General features: G+C 69.4%; 19 protein-coding genes. 5 read left to right on the top strand and 14 right to left on the bottom strand.

The features are described 5' to 3' along the window. Positions 1 to 54: 54 nt before the first annotated feature. Together UK23_RS08320 and UK23_RS08325 are read right to left on the bottom strand one after the other, a co-directional pair. The gene (locus UK23_RS08320) at positions 55 to 1,278 is read right to left on the bottom strand and encodes an IS110 family transposase (RefSeq protein WP_045310818.1); all 1,224 of its coding nucleotides are present in this window, start codon (positions 1,276 to 1,278) and stop codon (positions 55 to 57) included. A gap of 1,315 nt (positions 1,279 to 2,593) precedes the next feature. After that, a complete protein-coding gene (locus tag UK23_RS08325; protein WP_045310819.1) occupies positions 2,594 to 2,989 on the bottom strand; it encodes an MmcQ/YjbR family DNA-binding protein in 396 nt (131 codons plus the stop codon). Between the two features lie 127 nt (positions 2,990 to 3,116). Here UK23_RS08325 and UK23_RS08330 point away from each other — a divergent pair, with 127 nt between their 5' ends. After that, on the top strand, positions 3,117 to 4,049 hold the full coding sequence (locus UK23_RS08330; protein WP_196777656.1) for a helix-turn-helix domain-containing protein: 933 nt from the start codon (positions 3,117 to 3,119) through the stop codon (positions 4,047 to 4,049). A 2-nt stretch (positions 4,050 to 4,051) separates the two neighbouring features. Here the strand turns inward: UK23_RS08330 and UK23_RS08335 are convergent, their stop codons facing one another. The 4 genes from UK23_RS08335 to UK23_RS08350 form a co-directional block, all read right to left on the bottom strand. Next, the gene (locus UK23_RS08335; RefSeq protein ID WP_045310821.1) at positions 4,052 to 5,029 is read right to left on the bottom strand and encodes an aldo/keto reductase; all 978 of its coding nucleotides are present in this window, start codon (positions 5,027 to 5,029) and stop codon (positions 4,052 to 4,054) included. Between the two features lie 29 nt (positions 5,030 to 5,058). Beyond that, positions 5,059 to 6,063 carry an alcohol dehydrogenase catalytic domain-containing protein gene (locus tag UK23_RS08340; RefSeq protein WP_045310832.1) on the bottom strand — a complete coding sequence of 335 codons (1,005 nt, stop codon included), beginning with the start codon at positions 6,061 to 6,063 and terminating at the stop codon, positions 5,059 to 5,061. Between the two features lie 63 nt (positions 6,064 to 6,126). Then, the gene (locus UK23_RS08345) at positions 6,127 to 7,593 is read right to left on the bottom strand and encodes a carboxylesterase family protein (protein WP_330769964.1); all 1,467 of its coding nucleotides are present in this window, start codon (positions 7,591 to 7,593) and stop codon (positions 6,127 to 6,129) included. A 518-nt stretch (positions 7,594 to 8,111) separates the two neighbouring features. Further along, entirely contained in the window at positions 8,112 to 8,981 is an 870-nt protein-coding gene (locus UK23_RS08350; RefSeq protein WP_045310823.1) for a helix-turn-helix transcriptional regulator, read from the bottom strand. Positions 8,982 to 9,083: 102 nt separating this feature from the next. Between UK23_RS08350 and UK23_RS08355 the strand changes: the two genes are divergently transcribed. Both UK23_RS08355 and UK23_RS08360 read left to right on the top strand, forming a co-directional pair. Then, the gene (locus UK23_RS08355; protein ID WP_045310824.1) at positions 9,084 to 9,779 is read left to right on the top strand and encodes an SDR family NAD(P)-dependent oxidoreductase; all 696 of its coding nucleotides are present in this window, start codon (positions 9,084 to 9,086) and stop codon (positions 9,777 to 9,779) included. A 199-nt stretch (positions 9,780 to 9,978) separates the two neighbouring features. Beyond that, positions 9,979 to 11,781 (top strand): AfsR/SARP family transcriptional regulator, encoded by a 1,803-nt coding sequence (locus UK23_RS08360; protein WP_045310825.1) that lies wholly within the window; start codon positions 9,979 to 9,981, stop codon positions 11,779 to 11,781. On the opposite strand, the gene UK23_RS08365 is transcribed toward UK23_RS08360, so the two are convergent. The 7 genes from UK23_RS08365 to UK23_RS08395 all read right to left on the bottom strand — a co-directional run bounded on the left by UK23_RS08365 (position 11,740) and on the right by UK23_RS08395 (position 19,052). Next, positions 11,740 to 12,471 (bottom strand): ABC transporter ATP-binding protein, encoded by a 732-nt coding sequence (locus tag UK23_RS08365; RefSeq protein ID WP_045310826.1) that lies wholly within the window; start codon positions 12,469 to 12,471, stop codon positions 11,740 to 11,742. The genes UK23_RS08360 and UK23_RS08365 overlap by 42 nt on opposite strands. 2 nt (positions 12,472 to 12,473) lie before the next feature. Next, the gene (locus UK23_RS08370) at positions 12,474 to 15,269 is read right to left on the bottom strand and encodes an FtsX-like permease family protein (protein ID WP_052684463.1); all 2,796 of its coding nucleotides are present in this window, start codon (positions 15,267 to 15,269) and stop codon (positions 12,474 to 12,476) included. A gap of 70 nt (positions 15,270 to 15,339) precedes the next feature. Then, the gene (locus UK23_RS08375; protein ID WP_045310827.1) at positions 15,340 to 15,546 is read right to left on the bottom strand and encodes a hypothetical protein; all 207 of its coding nucleotides are present in this window, start codon (positions 15,544 to 15,546) and stop codon (positions 15,340 to 15,342) included. 83 nt (positions 15,547 to 15,629) lie between these two features. Then, on the bottom strand, positions 15,630 to 16,151 hold the full coding sequence (locus tag UK23_RS08380) for a S26 family signal peptidase (RefSeq protein ID WP_052684464.1): 522 nt from the start codon (positions 16,149 to 16,151) through the stop codon (positions 15,630 to 15,632). Position 16,152: 1 nt separating this feature from the next. Beyond that, the gene (locus UK23_RS08385; protein ID WP_045310828.1) at positions 16,153 to 17,985 is read right to left on the bottom strand and encodes an ABC transporter ATP-binding protein; all 1,833 of its coding nucleotides are present in this window, start codon (positions 17,983 to 17,985) and stop codon (positions 16,153 to 16,155) included. Next, entirely contained in the window at positions 17,985 to 18,521 is a 537-nt protein-coding gene (locus UK23_RS08390) for a TlpA family protein disulfide reductase (protein WP_052684465.1), read from the bottom strand. Before UK23_RS08390 ends, UK23_RS08385 begins: the two co-directional genes overlap by 1 nt. Positions 18,522 to 18,530: 9 nt before the next feature. Continuing rightward, the gene (locus UK23_RS08395) at positions 18,531 to 19,052 is read right to left on the bottom strand and encodes a MauE/DoxX family redox-associated membrane protein (protein ID WP_045310829.1); all 522 of its coding nucleotides are present in this window, start codon (positions 19,050 to 19,052) and stop codon (positions 18,531 to 18,533) included. A gap of 89 nt (positions 19,053 to 19,141) precedes the next feature. Between UK23_RS08395 and UK23_RS08400 the strand changes: the two genes are divergently transcribed. Continuing rightward, complete coding sequence (locus tag UK23_RS08400; RefSeq protein ID WP_196777657.1) at positions 19,142 to 19,813, top strand: hypothetical protein; 672 nt, start codon at positions 19,142 to 19,144, stop codon at positions 19,811 to 19,813. A gap of 60 nt (positions 19,814 to 19,873) precedes the next feature. On the opposite strand, the gene UK23_RS52565 is transcribed toward UK23_RS08400, so the two are convergent. Further along, a complete protein-coding gene (locus UK23_RS52565; RefSeq protein ID WP_052684466.1) occupies positions 19,874 to 20,707 on the bottom strand; it encodes a methyltransferase in 834 nt (277 codons plus the stop codon). Positions 20,708 to 20,795: 88 nt separating this feature from the next. Here UK23_RS52565 and UK23_RS08410 point away from each other — a divergent pair, with 88 nt between their 5' ends. Further along, positions 20,796 to 21,407: a lysoplasmalogenase gene (locus tag UK23_RS08410; protein ID WP_045310831.1), complete on the top strand. Its 612-nt coding sequence runs from the start codon at positions 20,796 to 20,798 to the stop codon at positions 21,405 to 21,407. Positions 21,408 to 21,528 lie beyond the last annotated feature (121 nt).

Below are 21,528 nucleotides of genomic sequence, written 5' to 3' on the forward strand. Positions count from 1 at the left end.
TCTGCGTTGTGGATCATGGTTTGTGAGCCCGAGGACATCCCTGGGATTAAGGGATCAGGCCGCTGCGGCCGCGGTGTGGTGCCCCCAGGCGGTGGCCTCGTCGTAGAGGCTGCGGGTGGCCAGACAGCCGTGAAGGATCCCGACGAGGCGGTTGCCGACGTGCCATAGAGCGGCGTTGTGTGGGAGCCCTCGCGCACGTTGGCGGTCGTAGTAGGCGCGTGCACCGGGCGAACCTGCGAGCGCGGCCATCGCTTGCCGCATCAGTGCGTCGATGAGTTTGGTGTTGCGCACGTAGCGGGCGTTGACAGTGCTTCGGCGACCGGAAGCGATGGTGATCGGGCTGGTGCCGGCGTAGTTCTTGCGCGCCTTCGGCCCGGCATAACGGTCCTGGTCGTCACCGAACTCGCCCAGCACGCGACTGCCCAGGACCACACCGATGCCGGGCTGGGACAGGTAGACCGCCCGGTCCGGGTGTTCGTGGAAGTGCCCGGTTAGCTCCTGCTCCAGGTAATCGATCTGCTCGACGGTCGTGGTGATCATCGCGACGAGCGAACTCACAGTCACTGCGTACGCCCGCTGCACGGTCGGTGGCAGGCGCAACTGCTCTGAACGCAATCCGTCCTGGATCTTCCGCGCTCGTTCGTCGATCTTGCGTCGCCTCGCATGGCGCAAGGCCGCGGTAATCTTCGCGAGCGACAGCTTCATCGCCGTGTCCGGATCTGGTGCCTGTCCCAGCAGGTCCAATGCTTCGGCTGCGGCGAGTTCTTCTCCGAACGCGGCCAGCGCCGCGGGAAAGAAGTCGCGCAGGTGTGCCCGCAACCTGGCCACCAGCCGCTGGCGGTCCCAGATCATGCTCTGATGCGCACGAGCCAGCAGCTTGATGGCTTCGGCCAGGTCGCTGTCGCCAGCAACCTGGCGCAGCTGGTGTGAATCAGTACGGACCATGTCCGCCAGCGCGTGCGCGTCGCCGGCATCGCTCTTCGCACCGGAGGGCGAGAACCGCTCGCGGAACCGGAACGTCTGCCGCGGGTTGACCACGAACACTCGGTAGCCAGCGGCCACCAGCGCCGCCACCCAGGGGCCGCGATCGGTTTCGATCCCAATCAACACCTGCTCAGGGTCGGCGTCCCGCCCAATCCTCTCACCGATCAGCCCATGCAGCTGACCGATCCCTTCAACCCCTTCAGGCAGCCGGGCCTTCAGCAGTGCCCGTCCACTCGCGTCCATGATCTCGATGTCGTGATGACCTTCAGCCCAGTCATCACCGACGAACAACATCCCGTCTACCTCCACTCGATCAGAACGACATCGGGAGAACGCCAGCAGCCAATGGTCAAGTGCTCACACCAGCGCCAGGTGCGGCACGACATCCCTTCAGCGGTCACTCCCCCAGCCACCAGCGGGCGCACGAACCCCGGGCAGGGCTCACCAACTCCGAACGAGCCAAGTGCTCACCCGCCAAGCAGCCATCTCGCAGTCAGGTGTCGGCTGACCGTCTCGGCTTCCTCTGCATACAACCTGGAAGTGCACTCGAACGTGTCTGCACGAGCAGGACTAGGCGTGTCGATCATCTGAAGCGGACGCCGCGATCCAGATTTCAGCTCTGCTGAAGTGCGCGAGGGCAGGCGAATCACGATTCGCATGCCGCGGCAACGCAACGCATTGAATTGGAAGCTGCCAGGTCCTGGGACTGGCCTGCTCCACCGGGTTGAGAACCCAGAACTGTCGCACGATCGCGAGATCGGCCGAGTGAGCCAAGGTCAACTGGGCCGCGAACACAGACGAGAACGCCAGCAGGTACTAGTCATGTGCTCACAGCAGCACCGAGGCGGGCACGACATCCCTTAGCGGTCGCTCATCCCCAGCGTTCTCAGGCGCACTTCCTCGATCGGGAGTTACACCGGTCGTTTAGAGTCCCGACCAGCCATATCATTGCCCTGATTGAGTACGCGTGACCGCTCACACCGCATGGGTAATCAGCCGCGTACGGCCACGCCGGATACTGTGGTGAACAGCGGGAGGGCATGGATGAGGCGGCGGTGGATGCGTACGTTGGCGGCGGCTGCGGGCGCCGTCTTGACCGGTACTAGATGTGTATAAGAGACAGGGCTCGCGTGCCCGAGGTGCAGTGGTCGTCCAAGGGCGGCATGTCCCAATGTCTGGGGGACAGGTCCTGTGATCCCCCGGTGATTCCCGGTCAGACGGTGACGGTGATCGTGATGCTGGCCGGAGTGGGAGTGGTCTTGGTAGCCGCCGTCCTAGTGGACGTGGCGCTTCGATGGCGGGCTAAGCCTGCCAGAGCTGGATGAGCCAGCGTTCGACGCTGGATTCGAGGGTGCCCTCATCCAGTTCGGCTGCCTCGGCTCTGTTGCCAGCGTAGACGCGGGCGTGGTGGGCGCCTGCCTGCACGAACCCGCTTCTGACCAAGTGCGCACCCGCCAGGCAGCCATCTCGGAACAGATCGTCGGCAAGCGCCGCCGAAGTCCCTGCAGACCGCGAGAATGTGCGTTCGAAGGTGTGAGGCCGACGGCCGTGCGCGCCAGCACGGCTTGGACGGGCAAGGGCTGCCTGGAGGGCGGTGTCCCGGAGCTGGTCACCGGTCCGTCCGCGTTGCGCCGCCGTAGGTGTGCGGGTCGACGGGCTGTTCTGCCTTGGGCAGGTGAGCGACGACGAGCCGGTAGGAGTCGGTGACGAGTTCCCTGACGAGCTCCTCGGTGACGCCTTCACCGCTCTCCAGCGTGATCCAGTGCTTCTTGTTCATGTGGTAGCCGGGGGTGATGTGGCTGTTGTGCTCCCGCAGGACGAGGGCCTCACCGGGGTCCGCCTTGAGGATCACGACGGGACGCCCTGGGACTTCGGTCATCAGCATGAACACCTTGCCGCGCACCTTGAAGACCTCCCAGTCAGGGCCGAAGGGATGCTCCAGCTGGGCACCGGGCAGTTCCTCGGCGCAGTCAGCGGCGGTCTTCTGCAGGATCGATCCGTTCATGGGCGTTGCCTTCCTCGGGTAGTGACGTGGTATCGAAGGCCGTGAAGGGTGCGCGATGCGGTTGTGGCGACACAGCCCATCCTTTCCCTGAGACAGGCAGAAACGGGCAGTAGGCTGCGGACACGTGATGGTCCACAAGCGACAGTCCCGTACGCGCGGTCAGGCCGGGCCTGCAGCGGTTCGGCTGTACGGGTTCCAGCCCCCGGTCGGCACTCCGTACGGGCTTGAGGTGACCACCGTCGAGGACTTCTTCGCCCAGCACGACGACTGGCCGTGGAACCCGCCCGTTCCAGGGCGCGCCACCTTCCACTACCTCATCCTGGTCACCGAGGGTGAGCTGCTGCACGATGTCGACCACGTCACGCGGACGATCGCCCCAGGCCAGTGGCTGTGGGTGCGTCCCGGGCACGCGCAGTGCTGGCATCCGCCCGGTGCCGCCCGCGGGCCGTTCATCCTGTTCGAGCCGGAAGTGCTGATGCCTGAGACCGCCCGTCTCCTGGCCCCGCTCACCGCGCACGAGGCCCCCGCCGTGCTGAGCCCGCACCCCGATGACGCCGCCTGGCTCCAGCAGACGGCGCTCCAACTCCTGGACGAACACCGCGCGCTCGGGCGCCGCCCTCTCGATGTCCACCACGCCCTGCGCCGCAGCCTGCTCGAATCGCTGCTGCTGCGCCTCGCCAACGCCTCCGGCATCGCCCTCGCCGACACGACGGCCGGCAAGGGCGCGGGCCGTGGTGACACCTACGGACGGTTCGTGGACGCCCTGGAGCTGCACTTCCGCGAACTGCACCGGGCTGCCGACTACGCCGAACTGCTCGGCTGCTCGGTCCGCACCCTCAGCCGCGCCGCCCAGGACGCCACCGGCAACGGAGTGCGTGAGCTGATCAACGAGCGGCGGCTGCTCGAAGCCCGGCGCCTGCTGGGAGGCGCCCGGTGGGATGCCCGGACTGTCGCCGTCCATCTCGGCTTCACCGATCCCGCGAACTTCGGCCGCTTCTTCCGCGACCGCACCGGCCTCACCCCGGCCGCCTTCGCGGCACGCGACACCACGGGCCGCTGAGGTCAGACCCAGTTGGGGGCGTGCTCTTCTGGGTAGCGGGCGCCGAATCCGCCGGCCGGGAGGATCTCGTGGATCGCGGCGAGATCGGCCTCGGTGAGGGTGACGTCGGCGGCGTGGGCGTTCTCCTCCACGCGGGCGGCGCTCCGGGTGCCCGGGATCGGGACGATGTGCTCGCCCTGGGCGAGTAGCCAGGCCAGGGCGAGCTGAGAGACGGTGATGCCCTTCGCCGTGGCCAGCCGGCCGAGCCGCTCTACGGCTTCGAGGTTCTTCTCGAAGTTACCGGGCTGCCAGCGAGGGTTGGTGCTGCGCATGTCGGTGGCGTCGTACTCTGCCGCAGGTTTCGCGGTACCGGTGATGAAGCCGCGGCCAAGGGGCGAGTAGGGAACGAAGCCGATGCCGAGTTCCTGGAGGACGGGGAAGAGCTGCTCGACCTCGCGCTCGAAGAGCGAGTACTCGGTCTGCAGGACCGAGACCGGCTGGACGGCGTGCGCCCTGCGAATGGTCTGCGGGCCGGCTTCGCTCAAGCCGAAGTACTTGACCTTGCCGGCGTCGATCAGTTCCTTGACGGTGCCCGCGACGTCCTCGATCGGCACGTCCGGGTCGACGCGGTGCTGGTAGAGGACGTCGATCTGGTCGACGCCCAGGTAGCGCAGGCTGTTGTCGGTGACCGCGCGGATGTTGTCCGGGCGGCTGTCGAGACCCAGGCCCTGCTCGGTCCGTGCGAAGCCGAACTTGGTGGCCAGCACGACCTCGTCGCGGAAGTCGCTCACGGCTTTGCCGAGCAGAACCTCGTTGTTGCCCGTGCCCCAGCCGTAGAGCTCGGCGGTGTCGAAGAAGGTGACGCCCAGCTCGTGGGCGTGGCGTATGGCGGCGATGCCCGCCTCCTCGTCACCAGGGCCGTAGCCCATGGTCAGGCCCATCGAGCCGTAGCCGATCGCCGAGACGGTCAGGCCCTGGGTGCCGAGTGTCCTGTGCTGCATGAAGATTCTCCTGATGCCAAAACAAAAGTTCAGTCAGTGAGGACGACGACGTGCTTGCCCGGCCTGGTACCGGACTCGACGTCGGCCTGGGCGTCACGGATCTGCTCCAGGCCGTGGTAGACCTTCGCGACCGGGACCTTGAGGCGCCCTGCGGCGATGGCCTGGAGCTGGTGGGCGAAGACGTCGGCCGGGAGGTCGGCGGCCTGCCCGCCGTAGGAGGTCAGCCGCACCCCGTTGGGGATCATGAACGGGCTGAAGTCGGGGATCGTCCACTGGCCCGCCAGGGCTCCGGTGAAGCAGACCGTGCCGTGCCGGCGGACGGTGCGGAGGGTGTCGGCGAGGACCGAACAGCCCACCAGCTCCAGTACGGCGTCGACACCGTCCGGCACCAGCTCCCGCACCTGGTCGGCGACCGTGCCGTTGTCGACCAGGGGATGGTCGACGCCGGCGGCACGCAGTTCCCCGGCCCTCTCCGGGCCACGGGTGGTGGACAGCACGGTGGCTCCGAGGTCCTTCGCGATCGTGGCCGCGCTCAGCCCGACCGTCGAGGTGCCGCCGCGGATCAGCAGCGTCTGCCCCGCCCGCAGGCCCAGGCCGGTGGCGAGAGAGCCGTACGCGGTCTGGAACATCTCCGGCAGCGCACCGACGACCTCCCACGGCAGGCCGGTCTCGAACGGAATGACCTGCTCCGCGGGGACGGTCACATACTGGGCGTACGCGCCGTCGTAAGAGCGGCCCATGCCGCCCATCATCGTGGCCACCTGCTGTCCCGGCCGCAGCCCGCTGTCCTCGTCGGCCTCGTCGACCACGCCGACGCCCTCGATGCCGGGCACGCGTGGGTAGGTGACTTCCGGGCTCGACTCGCCCTTGCGCGTGGTGACCTCGGACTCGTTGACGCCGAACGCCTTCACCTTGATCCGCACCCAGCCGGGCTTGCGCACGGGCACCGGCACGTCCTTGATCTGCAGTGCGTCGAGGCCTCCGGGCCGGGTGACGACGACGGCCCGCATCGTCGCCTGTACGGCATGGCTCATGCCAAGCTCCTTGCTCTGTTCGTTCCCTGCGAAGTTCTGCATCTCGGTATCGGCCCGCTGACCTCAAGGGCGGTCGATGCCGTCCCACAGGTCAAGGGCCGCCTGGTAGTGGGCGTCGGCCTCGAAGGGCGGGTTGCCGACGCTTCCCGAGGTGGGCCGGTCCGTGACCACGGGCCACAGGCGGGTCTGCTCGCCGGTGACGAAGTCGAGCACGATGTCGCGGATGCGCGTGTCACGCTCGGCCTGGTCCGCGCTGCGGCCTGGTTGTTCCTGGCCGACCAGGGCGTACATCTCGCCACCGTGCACGGCGGGTGCTCCCTCGGCGGGCCCGATCATCAGGAGACGAGCGGTGCCGCCCGCGGCGGCATGGGCCAGGGCCCCACGGGCCGCGGGGAGCGCGAAGAGGTAGTCCGCCATGACCGCGGCGCGGACTTCGGCCGGAGTGTGGCCGTCCTGGTCGTAGGTGTCGACGATCTTCTTCGCGCGGGAGCGGGGAATGCGCCACCCCGCGACCTCGTCGGTCACACGACCGAGCGTGCGCGGGTCGAACCGGTCCAGGTCGTTCGCCACCCACCAGCCCATGTCGTCACTGGCCATGCTCAGCAGCATGTCGACATCGCGGTGCGCGCCCGAGGCCAGGACGTCCATGGGGTGGGCGTGCACCACCGAGCCGGGTTGCCCGGTGTCCAGGACGACACCGGTGGCCTGGTTGTCCACCCCACCGCGGACGCCGAGGTCCGTCGGGCAGACCTTGTGCAGGGCGGCCATCAGGGAGGTCGCGTCGAGGTCGATCAGCTTGTCGGGGTTGTCCGCGACGCCGAGTTCGGTGACGAACCGGTGCGCGAGCTCCTCTGCCCACCAGGCCGGGACGATACGAGCGGGCCCGCCGGAGAAGCCCGCCAGGCGCCGGTACAGGCCGTTGGCGGAGGAGGCGCCGAGCAGCCCGAAGGTGGAGTAGGCGCCGGCGCTGTGGCCGTAGACCGTGACGTTGCCGGGGTCACCGCCGAAGTGGGCGATGTTCTGCTTGACCCAGGTGAGCGCGGCGATGATGTCCTGCAGACCGAGGTTGCTGGCCTCGGCGAGCCGTCCGCCGTACTGCGAGAGCGAGAGCGCGCCTAGTGCGCCGAGCCGGTAGTTGACCGACACGCCCACCACGCGACCCGACGCGACGAGACCGGCGGCGTTAGAGGTGATCTGCGTATTCGCGCCGTACTCGAATCCACCGCCGTGGACGTACACAGCCACCGGCAGCGCCTTCGAGACCGGATGCTCGGGAGCCCACACGTTCAGGTTCAGACAGTCCTCACCCATCCCGCTGTCCGCTTCGAGCCAGTCGCCGCTGTCAGGCTGGACGGAGACGACACCCTTGCGGTCATGCGGAAGGTCCGGGTCGAAACCCGCGACCACAGGACGGCGGTACCGCTCAGCGGTGGCATACGGAATCCCCCACCAGGACCGCACCCCTGGTGCAGTCGGAGCCTTGGGAGCGGTGGCGGTCATGACGTGTCCCTCCGGTGTCGTTCGGATGATCGCGCGGCGCCGGCGACTAGTTGCTCACCTACGACGCTCTCCGATCATTTCCCGGGATTCGACACAGCACCCTGCGGAAACCGGTCACCTGATGGTCACCAGGTGACAGTTCAAGCCAAGGCCGCCGCAGACAGGCCGGGCGACTGCCGAGGAGCGGCGCATCATCGGAGTCAAGCGACGCCGCGTGGCGCCTTGCAGCAGGCAAGAGACCGCTCCCTGCGAGCCCGAGGCGGGCCCGAGAACCCTGACCTGCGGCGACACAGCCTGGCACCAGACGGCAGGCGGTGTCTCCGGATCTTGCTCCTGACGTGCCGAAACGGCATCCGCTGCCATCAGGCGACACCACCGTCAGGGTCAATCCGACGACTCTTGATCAGCGGGTCCGGGGTTCGAGTCCCTGGCGGCGTACGGAATGAATGAAAGGCTCGTGCTCACAAAGAGCGCGAGCCTTTCATTCATTCCACTGTGTCTTTTGGGGCTCGGCCATCCTGACGCGGACAACGCCCGTGCCCCGCTTGTCACGGCGCGGGGAACGAGCCAGGTCCTGCGGGCGCAGAGCCGACCCCGTTCATGACCCCCAGGAACTCCAGCTTTTCCGCATCGGCGGAACCCGCGGCCACCGTGTAGACGACGAGCCGGATGTCGCAGCCCGGAACGGTGAGCACGTCGCAGTCGCACGTCACCTCGCCGACCTGGGGATGCAGGATGGTCTTGCGAGCCGAGACGTGCGGGCCGACCGCACCCTCGTCCCACAGCCGGGAGAACTCCGCGCTGGTGGAGCGCAGTTCCGCGACGAGGCCGACCAGCCCGCGGTCATGCGGGTAGTCGACGAGCGCCGTGCGCAGATCGGCGACGAGGGCGGCGTAGAGGGCCTCGCCGTCGTGGTGCACGGGCCAGGCCGCGAGACCGGTGGCCCCTGAGGCGAAGACTGCCCGCGCCAGGTTCCGCTCGGCCTGCGTGCGCGCGCTGGGATCGCCCAGCATCGCTGCCCAGGCGGGAGTCCAGGACAGCAGGGTCCAGTCGGCGCTGAACACGCCCACGGGGAACTCGCCGAGGCGAGCCAGCATCCGTTGCACCCCCGCCGGCACGTGCGTGGAGATCGTCCCCTTCTGCGGGGGCAGGAGGCCGGCCAGCCGGTAGGCGTGATCGCGCTCCACGGGTTCCAGTTGCAGTGCCCTGGCCAGGCTCGCGACGACCTGTGCCGAAGGGCTCGTGGCCCGTCCCTGCTCCAGCCGCACCACGTAGTCGACCGACAGCCCCGCGAGCTCGGCCAGTTCCTCGCGTCGCAACCCCGCCGCACGTCGTCCTGGCCGCGAAGTCCGTCCGACGTCGACGGGAGAAAGCCGGTCGCGCCAGCGTCGCAACGCCGTGCCCAGGGTCTCGTCCACTCGACCAGTGTGTCCGGTGGACAGCCGCCATGCCTGGTACTGGCGGTCCCACCGTCGCGGAGGGCACTGGTTGTCCTCTCAGCACCGGCCGAGAGTGATCACATGACAACAACGTTCATCACCGGAGCCAACAAGTCCCTCGGGTACGAGACCGCCCGCCGATTGATCGAAGCCGGCCACACCGTCCTCGTCGGCGCTCGCGATCCGGAGCGCGGCCAGGCCGCCGCCGACGCACTCGGCGCCCGTTTCGTCCAGATCGACGTGACCGACGACGCGTCGGTGGCCGCGGCAGCAGCCGACATCGCGGTGCGTGAAGGTGCCATCGACGTCCTCATCAACAACGCGGGTGTGCCTGGGCCGAGCCACTCCGCCGATCAGATCACGGCCGCTGACGCCGGCGCGGTCTTCGAGGTCAACGTCGTGGGAATCGTCCGGGTCACGCACGCGTTCCTGCCTCTGCTGCGCAAGTCCGCGAGCCCGGTCATCGTCAACGTGTCGAGCGGCATGGGGTCGTTCGCGCTGACCCACGACGCCGAGCGCGTCGAGTCGAAGCACCTCGCGCCGCTCTACACGGCGTCGAAGGCCGCCGTGACCATGCTGACCACGCAGTACGCGAAGGCGTTGCCGGACGTGAAGGTGAACGCGGCCGACCCCGGCTACACCGCCACCGACTTCAACGGGCACAGCGGACCGCAGACGGTGACCGAGGGAACCGACGCGATCGTCGAACTCGCCACCATCGGACCGGACGGGCCGACCGGAACCTTCCGCGACCGCCACGGCGCCGTGGCCTGGTGATCCACGGAGTCTGTCCATTGTGGAGGGATGGCGACGTGCGCGGCGTGACCGCCGCGGTGCGTCCATCCGGGCTCTTGCCGTACTCCGCTTGTCGTGCCCGTTCCCCAAAACACGTCGATGACTTACGATCACCGGCATGCCCGGGTCTACCGAACCCGGGCTTCCTGGGGGGAAAATGCAGGAGTCGGTTGAATTTCGCGTGCTCGGACCACTGGAGATCAGAGTCGCCGGCAGGGCAAGTCCCGCCGGCAGCCCGAAGGTCCGCACAGTGCTCGGGATGTTGCTCGCGAAGGCGAACCTCGTTGTCACGCACGAAGAACTGATCGACGAGTTGTGGGGCGCGAACCCGCCCGCGTCGGGCATGGCCAACATCCGCAACTACGTGGCGCGCATCCGGCAGTTGTTTCCTGCCTCGCAGCAACGGCTGTGCACCCGTGCGACCGGGTACAGCCTCTCCGTCGAACCGGCCGAGCTCGACCTCACCGTCTACGGAGAACTGTCGGCACTCGGCCACGCCGCGCTGAACAGGGGCGACATCGTCACCGCTGTGCTCAACCTCGAACGCGCACAAGGATTGTGGCGCGCTGAGGCGTTCGAGGGCGTTGCCCGTGGTCCGAGACTCGACGCGCTCACCGGGACGCTGCGCGAGCAGTGGCTGGTGAGCGAGGAGAACCTGCTCGACGCCAAGTGCCGGCTGGGCGTCGACATCTCGGTCGTCAACGCCCTGCGCGCCTTCACCGAGGCGAACCCGTACCGGGAGCGGGCGTGGCGGTTGCTGGTGCAGGCTCTCGACGACATCGGTGCCCGGTCGTCGGCACTGGCCGCTTACGAGGAGGTGCGTGCGCTGCTCGCCCGCGACCTCGGGGTCGACCCGGAGCCGCAGCTGCGTGAGCTGCACACGAACATCCTCAGCGGACGCACGCGTGCGGTGGACAAGGTGGACACGGGCGCCGTCCGGGTTCCGCGTGAACTGCCCGCCGACGTCGCCGCTCTCGTCGGGCGGGAGGCCGAGCTCCGGTGGCTCGACGAGGCGTTGGCGCCGAGCAGTGCCGCGGTGCACAGGCCGAAGATCGTGATGGTGACCGGGGCAGGCGGGAGTGGCAAGACGGCGCTGGCCGTCCACGCGGCTCACCGAGCCGCGAGCGCGTTCCCGGACGGGCAGATCTTCGTGGAACTCTCCGCCGAGGAGAACGCTTCCCCGCAACGGTTGCTGGGGCGGGTGTTGCGGGCGCTGTTCGGGTCCGGCGCCGCGGTTCCGGAAAGCTCGTCCGAGGCGTCGGCGATGCTGCGCTCGGCGACCGCAGGGCGTCGGCTGCTCATGGTCTTCGACGACGTTCAGCGCGCGGAGCAGATCGTCGGGCTGATTCCCGGAAACGGGACGTGCACGGTGCTGGCGACAGGACGAAGAGCCATCAGGCATCCGCATCCCGACGTCAGCATCCGGCTCGGAATGTTGTCTCCGGCGGCTTCGGTCGAGCTGCTGAGGACCACCTCCGGCGCGCACCACGACGAATCCTGCGCGGCGGCGGTCGCGCGGGCGTGTGGCGGCCTGCCTCTCGCGCTCCACATCGCGGGCAGGTTGATCGCCAATCAGCCCCGGTGGGCGTCCGGACCGTTGTTCAAACGCCTGCTGGACCCGGCCGACCGGCTCGACGTGCTGCGAATGGACGGGCAGGTGGTGCGCGAGTCGCTGCGCCGCCACCACGCCGTCATCGCGAACCACGCGGACGACCTGAGCCGCCGCGCCGCGTTGTTGTTCAGTGCCATCAGCCATTTCGACGGCGACTCGATCGACGCTCGCTGGGCAGCGGCGGTGCTGGGCGGCCCGGCCGCACTCGCCGAGGCCGCCCTCGACTGCCTCGTCGAGGAGTGCCTGCTGGAGCGCGACCGGCCGGGTGAGTACCGGATGCACGAGCTGCTCCGGTTGTACGGAGCCGAGATCGGCGCCGCGGACGACGCCTCAGCTGCGCAGTTCGGCCGCGTCGGCGAGCAGGCCGGGTGAACCCGGCGTGACGGTCAGGTCTGCGACGACCTGGCCGTCACGCATCCGCACCAGCCGGTCGCAGCGTTCGGCGACGTGCTGCTCGTGCGTGGCGATCACGATCGTCATCGGGTGCTGGGCCTGCAACGCCGCCAGGAGGTCCAGGATCTCCTTGCCCGTCTTGGAGTCGAGGTTGCCGGTGGGCTCGTCGGCGAGCAGGAGTCGTGGCCGGGACAGGAGCGCGCGAGCGATGGCGACGCGCTGCTGCTGACCACCGGACAGCTGCGACGGCAGCGCGCGCCCGCGATCTTCGAGCCCGACCGCGGCGAGCAGTTCGGCCGCGCGGGCCGGGGCGTCGAAGTCCACCTTGTGGGGCAGCACGGGAGCCAGCACGTTGTCGAGCACGGACAGCGTCGGAATCAGGTGGTAGCGCTGGAAGACGAACCCGATGCGGCTGCGGTAGGCCGCGGACTGCTTGCGGGACAACGTGGTCACGTCGACGTCGTCCACCGTGATGGTGCCGGCGTCGGCCCGGTCGATCGCCCCGATCAGGTGCAGCAGCGTCGACTTGCCCGATCCCGACGGCCCGGACAGCGCGACCACGCTGCCGGCCTCGATCACCAGCGAGACGTCGTCCACCGCGGTGACCCTCGCCTCGCCACTGGTGAAACGCCTGCTCACCGAGTCGATCGACACAGTCGCGCCGTTCATCCTCATTCCTCCCCGAGGTTCTGCGTGATCGGCGAACGGCCGATGGTCCATGCGGGCACGCAGGCGGCGACGAGCGCCGCCACGACCGCCGCGCCCGCTCCGGTGGCGGCCGCCGTCAGCGTCGCGGCCGTCAGCGCGTTCCCGGTGATCAGGGCGATCGCGGCCAGGCCGGTCGCGGTGCCCAGCACAGCGCCGATCAGCCCGATCCCGATGCCTTCCCAGGCGATCAGGCGGATGACCGCCGCCGTGCTCCAGCCGGTCGCGCGCAGCGTGGCGATCTCGCCCGCGCGTTCCCGGACGTTGAGGTAGAGGACGTCCGCGACGGCGGCGACGCCGAGTGCCAGCACCGCTGCGACCGCGATCAGGTCGACCTCGCGCACCTGGACCGACACGGCGTCTCCCAGCAGGGTGCCGACGACGGCGCCGTGGAAGCCGCGCACCACGGCCAGCAGCGCGGTGGCGCCGGCGATGCCGATCGCGAGCGACACGGCTCCGAGGATCGTCCTTCCCGGCATGCGCCACAGGTTCGCGAACGCCAGGCTCGCGACCGTGCGGTGCCGTCGACCGCTCGTGCGGCGCGCGCGGACCGCGATCGCGTGCAGGCCCGCTCCGGGATTGGTGCGTGCGGCCCGCGCGGCCGGCACGACCGCCGCGACCAGGCTCAGCACGACCGCCACCGGGATGGCCAGCAGCACCCGCCACGTGGGCCCGGACAGCGATGCGAGCGACGACAACGCCGTGGCCAGGCCGGCTCCGGCCGCCCCGGCGGCGAGACCGATCAGGCCGACCTCACCGAGCAGCACCTGGAAGAGCTTGCGCGGTGGCCAGCCGAGGCACGCGAGGGTGGCCAGTTCGCGCTGACGGTCCCGCACGGCGGCGGACACGGCGTTGAACAGGAACAGCACGCACACGACCAGGATCAGCACGACGAGCGCCGCGCTCTTGTGGTCGAGCGCGTTGATCACCGACACCGCGACGCCCTTGCGGGACCAGTCCTCGACCAGCCGGAGTTCCGGGCGGCCGTAGTCGCCCGCGCCGAGGGTGATCTTCTGCGGCGCCGGCGACGCTCCGATCGTGATGTCCACGTCGAGCCCGGTCGCGACGGTGATCTGTTCGGCGGCGAGCCGGACCCGTTCCTGCGACACGGCGTCCATGCCGGTGATGCCGGCGACCTGGACGCGGACGGACGAGATGGGCGCGTTCGCCTGCGGCGTCCCCTCCAGCAGGGCCGGCAGTGCGGACAGCGAGGTGAGCATCATCGGCGGAGACGCCAGGTATCCGCCGGGATTGCTGTTGGGCACCAGGGGTTTGTCGCCGAGTTCGCGCTTGCTCGCCTCGTCGGCGGCAACGGCCTTCGGCGGGTGGTAGGTCTCCAGCGGGACGGCGGAGAGTTCGGAGAAGCCGCGCAGTTTGGTCGCGTCGAACACGCCGGCCGCGGTGGCGGACAACAGCTCCCCGCCGGGCTTGCCGGGGTTGAACTTCGTGAGGGGCCGGTTCGCCATGTCCTTGGCGAACCACGGCACCGCGAAGCCGTCGACGGTGTTGTTGCCCCACACGGCGTTCAGGTTCACGTCGATGTCACGGGGCCGCAGCGACCCGTCGGGCTGCTGGTCGTAGTTCGGCGAGCCCGCTTGCACGACAACGGACAGCTGGGCTCGCAGCTCGTCGCGCACGGCCGCGCCGTAGACGTCGGTGGCGTCCATGCGCGACTCACCGGCAAGTGTGCCGGCCGCCGATCGCGCGCTGTCGTAGGCACTTTGCGCGTTCACACCGGCGATGCCCTGCCCCGGCACCTGCTCGGTGGTGACGACGAGCTGTTCGTCGAGCGCCGGCCGTTCCGGGACGACCACGGGGATCGACATCCCGCGGAACCCATCGCGCGCGGTGGTCTCGTCGCCCCTGAGGTAGCGGCCGGACACGACGGACTTGTCGAGGCCGACGAGCGCGGCCTCCTGCTCGGGGTCGATTCCGGCGAGCAGCAACGACATCGGCCACTCGAAGTCGACGGTCAGCCGGGGAGAGACCCGGTGCTCGCCCGTCGGGAACGTGGGCCCCCGGTCGAACGACCCGTCGGGCAGCAGGCGTGCGATGACGAGCCGCTGGCGGTCACGCGCGTCCAGCCCGGTCGCACCGGGACCCGCGCCGTCGGCGTGGCAGAGCGCCCGGCCGGTGCCGTCGTCCTGGATCTCCACCGGGTCCACGCGTGCGCCGGGTCCGCAGACCGCGACCTGGGCCGAGTGGTCCTTGCCGTCGTCGTAGCCCTTGAACCGGCCACTCGCGTCCCAGGCCGGCCAGGCGATCACGCGCTTGGTCACGTAGGCGAGGTGGGTGGCGTCGTCGTCGAGCCGGGTGAGGCCGCGATCGGCGGTCCAGCGCGGCTTCAACCGCACCGTCTGCGTCGCCTGGGACCTGTCGACGGCGTCCGTGGCGTCCACCGCGGCGCGCAGGTTCGTGGAGGTGTACCCGACCATCGCGATCGGCGCGGCGACGTCGACGCCGGTGATCTTCTTGATCTGCTCGTACTGGCCGAGGCTGATCCCGCCGTAGAGGCCGGAGAGGTAGTTGGGCCGCACGAGCCCGCGCTCGACCTCCAGCTGCGTCCTGGATCCCTTGGGGCGCACCAGGATGTCGTAGGCGGCGCGGTAGTTCGCGTCGACCGCGCCGACGGTCTGCAACCGTGAGGTGGTCGTGCTGCCTGTGAGCAGGGTGAACCCGGTGGTGGCCACCAGGATTCCGAGGAACAGCGCCAGAGTCCGGCCACGGCGGTGGGCCAGCTGGCCGATCAGCAACGAACGCACGTCACTCCCCCAGCAACGATGAAACCCGTCCGCGGCTGGTCAGCCGCGGACGGGGATGTTCCAGCTCGGCTCAGCAACAGCCGCGCAGCTCCTGCTCGACAACCGTACCGCTGCCGTCGTGGATCTTCTGCCACACGAGGGTGTTGTAGTTACGACCCCCCACGGTGCAGACGATGGAGGACGTGCAGATGGTGCGCTCGTAGAACAGTGCCGACGCGTCGACCTTCGGCACGAAAGCGCTGACGATCCGATCCCCGAGTGAACGAACTGCCTTCATGGTTCCACCTTTCGGAGCCAGCCGCGGCGGCTGGTCGTGGAGCACGTTAGAACGGCTCGGCATATGTTCTGCATACGAGTCCGTCAACGCTTCTCCGGGCCATCTCGAAATCGGAAACCGAATTGACCGAATTCGCCTTCACCGATCGGTACCGGTTCATCCATCAGCATCCAGTCGGGCTTCTTCGCGGCGGGGGCGCCCATTTTCCGCAGCACCACGGCGATGACGCTCGACGCGGGCAGAAGCCCCCAGGTGCGCGAGTCGATGCTGGCGTCCACGTTGTCGCCGAGCACCACCAGACTCCCCTGAGGGACCACGTCGCCCGGCGCGAGCCCGGCACGCTCGGCCACCTCGGGCGGGACGACCTCCCCGGCTGTCGCGGCGACGCGCTTGACGACGAGAAGCGGGCCGTCGAAGGGCTTCACGACGACGACGGATCCAGCGACGGGAACCCGGGAAGTCCTGCGTGCCAGCAACTTCTGGCCGTCGTCGAACGCGGGCAGCATGCTCTGACCGGTCACCCGCACGACGAGCACCCGGCTCCGCACCCACAGTGCGCCGCCGGCCACCGGGAGCACGACGACCAGCGCGGCGATCCACCCCACGTCAGACCCCGTACACCGGTTCGGCCGGCGTCTCCGCCCGATAGCCCTTGGCCTGCAACTGGAACAACCGGCGGTAGTCGCCCTTTCCTTCCATCAGCTCGTCGTGCGTGCCCCGTTCGACGATCACGCCATCGGAAAGCACGACGATCTGATCCGCGTCGCGCAGAGTTCCGAGCCGATGGGAGATCAGCACCCTCGTGCAACTGGACCGGTGGGAGCTCAACCGCTCGTGCACCCGGCTTTCCGCCTCGGGGTCGAGTCCCGCGCTCGGCTCGTCCAGAACGAGCAGGTCGGGATTGCTGCGCAGATAACTGCGAGCGAGCGCGATCCGTTGCCACTGGCCACCGGACAACAACACTCCCGCACTCGGGTTCGACGGGTCCGCGAAAATGCGGCTCAGCATTGTGTCGTATCCGTTCGGCAGTTCTTCCAGGGTGCCGTTGATCTCCGCCCGTTCGGCGGCTTCCCGAATTCTGCCCCGGTCACCGGCCGCGGTGAGGTCACCGACGCCGATGTTGTCCGCGACCGTGAGGTCGTACTCCATGTAGTCCTGGAAGACCGCGCCGATCCGGCGGCGCAGCTCGTCCGGCGCCACGTCCCTGATGTCCACGCCGTCCCAGGTGATCGATCCCTCGACCGGGTCGTAGAACCGGCAGAGGAGTTTCACCAGGGTGCTCTTGCCGGCGCCGTTCACGCCCACGATCCCGACCGACCGCCCGGCCTCGACGGTGAGGTTCAGGCCGCGCAGCACCCACGGGAGGTCCTCCGCGTACCGGAACCACACGTCCCTGAACTCGATCCGCGCTCCCAGCGCGGGCAAAGCCCTGGGGTGCGCGGGAACCGGCAGATCCGAGCCGGTCCGCAGCACGACCCGGTAGTGCTCGAACTCCACCAGCGCCTGGTGCGCCATCGCGATGGTGATCGCCACGCCCGCGAGCCCGGTCTGCACGGCCGCCGCGGACGCGACGAACAGCGTCACCTCGCCGACCGTCACCTCACCGCGCACGGCCGCCCGCACAATCCACAGCAGTCCCGCGCCCGCGACCGCCGCCGCCAGCACGGCCAGGGTGCTCTGCACGAAGACGGTCCTGCGTTCGACGACGCGTTCGGCGGCGTTCGCGGACCGGCGCTCGCCGAGCATCAACGACCGGAAGTGGTCGCCGAGGCCGAAGAGCCTGACCTCCTTGGCGGCCTGGACCGTCGACAGCAGGCTGCCGTAGAAGGACTCGCGCCGCTGGAACGCCCCGATCCCGTGCTGGGTGTCCGCCCTGTGCCTGGCCAGCGAGATCTCGGCGACCAGGACCGGCACCGCCGCGGCCACCACGACGAGGGTGAACACCGGGCTGATGATCCACACCGACAGCGTGAACCCGCCGACGGTGACCACGGCCCTGGTCACGCCCACCACGCTGTCGACGAGTTGCGCGGGCGCTCGCGGGCCGGCCAGCCTCGCCGTCCTCAGCCGGTCGAGGAACGCCGGGTTCTCGAACCGCGCCAGCCCGGCGAACTCGTTGATCTTGCGGTGCAGCCTGTCCTCCGCGACGAGCGCGATGGTCCGCCGCGCCTGGGCCGACAGGTACAACGTGAGACTCGGAGCGGCCGCCGCGGCCACCCCGACGAGCGCGAGCAGGACGACCAGCCGCGTCGCCGCCGCGGCGTCCGGCGCGGGCTGGGTGATCTGGTCCAGCAACCCCTTCGTGCACCAGGCGACGACCACCGGGAACGCACCCGTGAGCAGCGTCAGCGCGCCGTACCCCGTCACGTGCCAGGGAGCGGCGCGCACCGCGATGGCCAGCGCCTCGACCGCCGCGCGCGGACCTCCTGAGCCTGCCATCACACTCCGGCCGCGACGGCGAGCCGGGTCGACAGGACAGTGCCGGTCGCGTCGATCTCGCAGGTGGCCGGATAGGAGGACACGCCGAACGCGGTCCCCAGTTCCCCGCCCCGCCCCTCGACGACCACGGAGGCGACTTCGCGAAGCGGTTCAATCAGGTAGGCGGCGGACGAGTCGTCGCTCACGACGACCGCGAGAACAGCCTGACGCCCACCAGGTGTCGCGCGTGCCGTGGCCAGGAACTGCGGGAGAAGCTCCTCGCACGGCGCGCATCCCGGTGAGAAGAACCCGACGAGCGTGGACGCGCCCAGGCCGCGGCTGTCGACGACGTCGCTGTCCACCGTCACCGCCCGGAACGCGGGCACGCGGGTGCCGGGGGCCGCGATCGACCCGGCGCTGGAACGTCCGGAGACCGCGTCGGACAACCGCGTGATCAGGTCGGCGTGCTCCCGCATCCTGCGCACGAGTCCGTACGCGAGAAGCAGGTTGAACACTCCCAGCAACCCCACCACGACCAGCCCGATCGCCAACGCCATGACTCCCCCTCAGATCGCCGGTCGCGACCGGCCGAACAGTTCCGCCACCGGATCCATCCCGACCACCAGCAGGGCCGCGATGACACCAGCACCCGCCGCGGCCACCGCCACCTCGGGGTCCGCAGGCGCGGCGCTCCCGAACGAAACAACCAGGCAGGCCACGAACAACAGGGCGTTGCGCACGACGTGCCGCACGCCCAACCGCCCACCACCGGCACCGAAGCAGCGGCAGGTCGCGTTCGCGTTGCGCGTCGAAGACACGACGATCGCCACCGAGAAGGCGGCGAGAAGCAACGCCGCGAGCAAGGCCCCTGCCCGCGCGCTCGCCGTCCACACCAGCGAGGCGGCGACGGCGAGTTCGACGCAGACCACCGCGACGGCGGCCGGCCGCACGAGGGGCACCGGCAGGACGTTCATGGTGCGCAGGGATTGCGCGAACGCCCGAAACGCGCTCGGAGCCACCTTGGTCGAGAAGGAGATCAGGAAGACCAGGCCGACCAGGCAACGGCAGGCAAGCGCCACGTAGTGCACCTGTGACCCCCTTCGCCAAGCCGGACGGCTGGAGGGGAGTTGACCACCACCGCGCACACGGGAGACATACGACCGTGTATGCAGTAGTGGTGGACGAACTGCAGCCGATCGACGGGAAACTGGTCGAGCCGGCGGCCCCGATCTCCAACAACGCCGACCACGTGCGCGCACAGAACGTCGTGCAGGTCGGTGTCGTCCACGGCGGCCTTCACATCACCGCCGAACCGGCCCGCAGGGGGCAGACCGCGCTGAACGTGTCGGTCACCAGCCGGCAGCTGGAGAGCACGACCTACGGGTACGAGGACGTCCGCGGCCACCCCGACATCGAGGTCCACGTACTCGTGGAGGCCTTCACCCCGCAGGCGGTGGTGTTGCGGCGACTGCGCCCGGTCTTCGTCCGCGAGGTCGCCCTGGAGTACTGGTCCAACGCGATGATGTTGCCGCGCAGGGAGTTCCGCGTCGGCCTGGACCTCCCCGCCCGCCGCTTCGACGCCGACGTTCCCGGCCAGGCGCTGCGCCTGGACCGCACTTGTGCCGACGGCGGCGCCGAGTTCCCCTTCCACGTGACCGCGAGCGCTCCCGAGTACTTCGTCATCTGGCCCACGCTGCGCGGTGCGCGCTCGCCCGTCGAGTGGCGGCTGGAGCTGGACTGGTCCTGCCTGGGACAGGACGGCACGGTCACCATCGACCACGGCGGCCGTCCGTTCCTGTCCGACGGCGGGGTGATCAGGATGGCCGACTTGGACCTGGAAGGGCGCTGACTTCCCATACCGCGGTGCTGCCCGCCGTGGTGTTCCTGCCGGCGGGCAGCACTCGGCGGTTCAGCGGCGCCGGGCCCGCATGATGTGCGCGTCCAGCGGCAACGGGTGCGACTCGACCAGCTCGAAGCCCGCGTCCGCGAGCAGTGCGCGGTAGTCGGGCTCGGAGCGTTCGCGGCCACCCGTGTTGCAGAGCATGTGGACGTCCCACGGGATGGCGAGCGAGTCGGGGTCGGCGCCCTCGGGCAGCAGGCGTTCGATCACGAACAGCTCGGCGTGCGGTGGCATGTTCCGGGCGCAGGTGGCGAGGATCGTGCGGCACTGCTCGTCGTCCCAGTCGTGCAGGGCGCGCGACAGCAGGTAGATGTCGCCGGTGGCCGGGATCGACCGGGTGGAGTCGCCGGGTACCAGCGTCAAGCGACCGACCACTTCGGACAGTCGCGCGGTCACGCCGTTGCTGCCGTCGCACCCGGCGAGAAACCGGCCGCTGACAACACCTTCCGCCGTTTCGACGCTGGCGGTCGCCGGATCCACGCCGGTGACGGTGACGCCGAACCGGATGTCGCCGCCCCGGTCGAGGTACTCGGCGATCAGGTCGGTGACGAGGTCCTGCTGCGGGTAGACCGTGTGCGCGTCACCCCGGCCGAGCCCGGCGTAGTTCAGCTCGAACTCGCCGTCCTCGCCCCGGAACGCGCAGACCCCGTGCGAACGTCCTTTGTGGAGCAGTCCGCCGGCGAAGCCGTGCTCGGTCAGCACCCGGACGCTGTTCGGGCTGAGAAACCCGGCCCTGGCCCTGGTCCGCACCTGCTCGCGGCCCGCGCGCTCGACGACGAGGGCGTCGATCTCCTCGGCGCGCAACAGGTTTCCCAGGATCAGCCCTGCCGGTCCCCCGCCCACTCACGAGCGGCACGCCGGAGACCTGGTTGATCATCGCTCCTCCGGGACAACGATTGTCTAGAGTGGGCCTCGAAACTGAGGAGTGCTCATGAAGCTGTACGCGGTCGCCGCCGTCGCCGACTCGCTCCTGGCCGCCTTGCGAGGCACCAAAAACGTGCGCAAGGTCACCAAATCGGCGCTGATGCCCGTGCTCGCGACGGCAGTCCCGCCGCGCGATCCGGGCATGGCGGTCGGCCTCGCCGGGTCGTGGGCCGGTGACGTGGCGCTGCTCGGCGACTCGGACCGGGCATTTCGGACCGGACTCGTCAGCTTTCTCGTCGCCCACGTCGGCTACGCGGTGGCATTGGGACGGCGATCACAGCCGGGCTCGCGCAAGGCGGTGCTGCCGATCGTCGCCGCGTCGGCCGCCGGCGCCGCGGTGTTCGCCCGCGCCGCCGGTCCGATGGGGCGACCGGTCGGGTTGTACGCCCTGACGCTCGGCACGATGGTGGCCGCCGCGTCGACCGCGCGCGGCCCGGGTGCGCGACGGGTTTTCGGTGGTGCGGCCCTGTTCATGGTGTCGGACGCGCTGCTGGGAGCCAGCCGGTTCGTCCTCAAAGGACAGGCGGCGCGGATCGCGTCGGCAGGCGTGATGCCGACCTACGCGGCCGCTCAGTGGCTGATCCACACGGGGTTCGCGCAGGAGGTCGACCCCGCCTGAAAACCCGTTGGATGCCTCGTGCTAATGTTCTTGGTGTCGGAACGAGCAATGCTCCGGCACAAGTTAAGCGCCGCTAGCTCAGTTGGTTAGAGCAGCTGACTCTTAATCAGCGGGTCCGGGG

The sequence above is a fragment of the Lentzea aerocolonigenes genome (genome assembly GCF_000955955.1).
GTDB lineage: Bacteria > Actinomycetota > Actinomycetes > Mycobacteriales > Pseudonocardiaceae > Lentzea > Lentzea aerocolonigenes_A.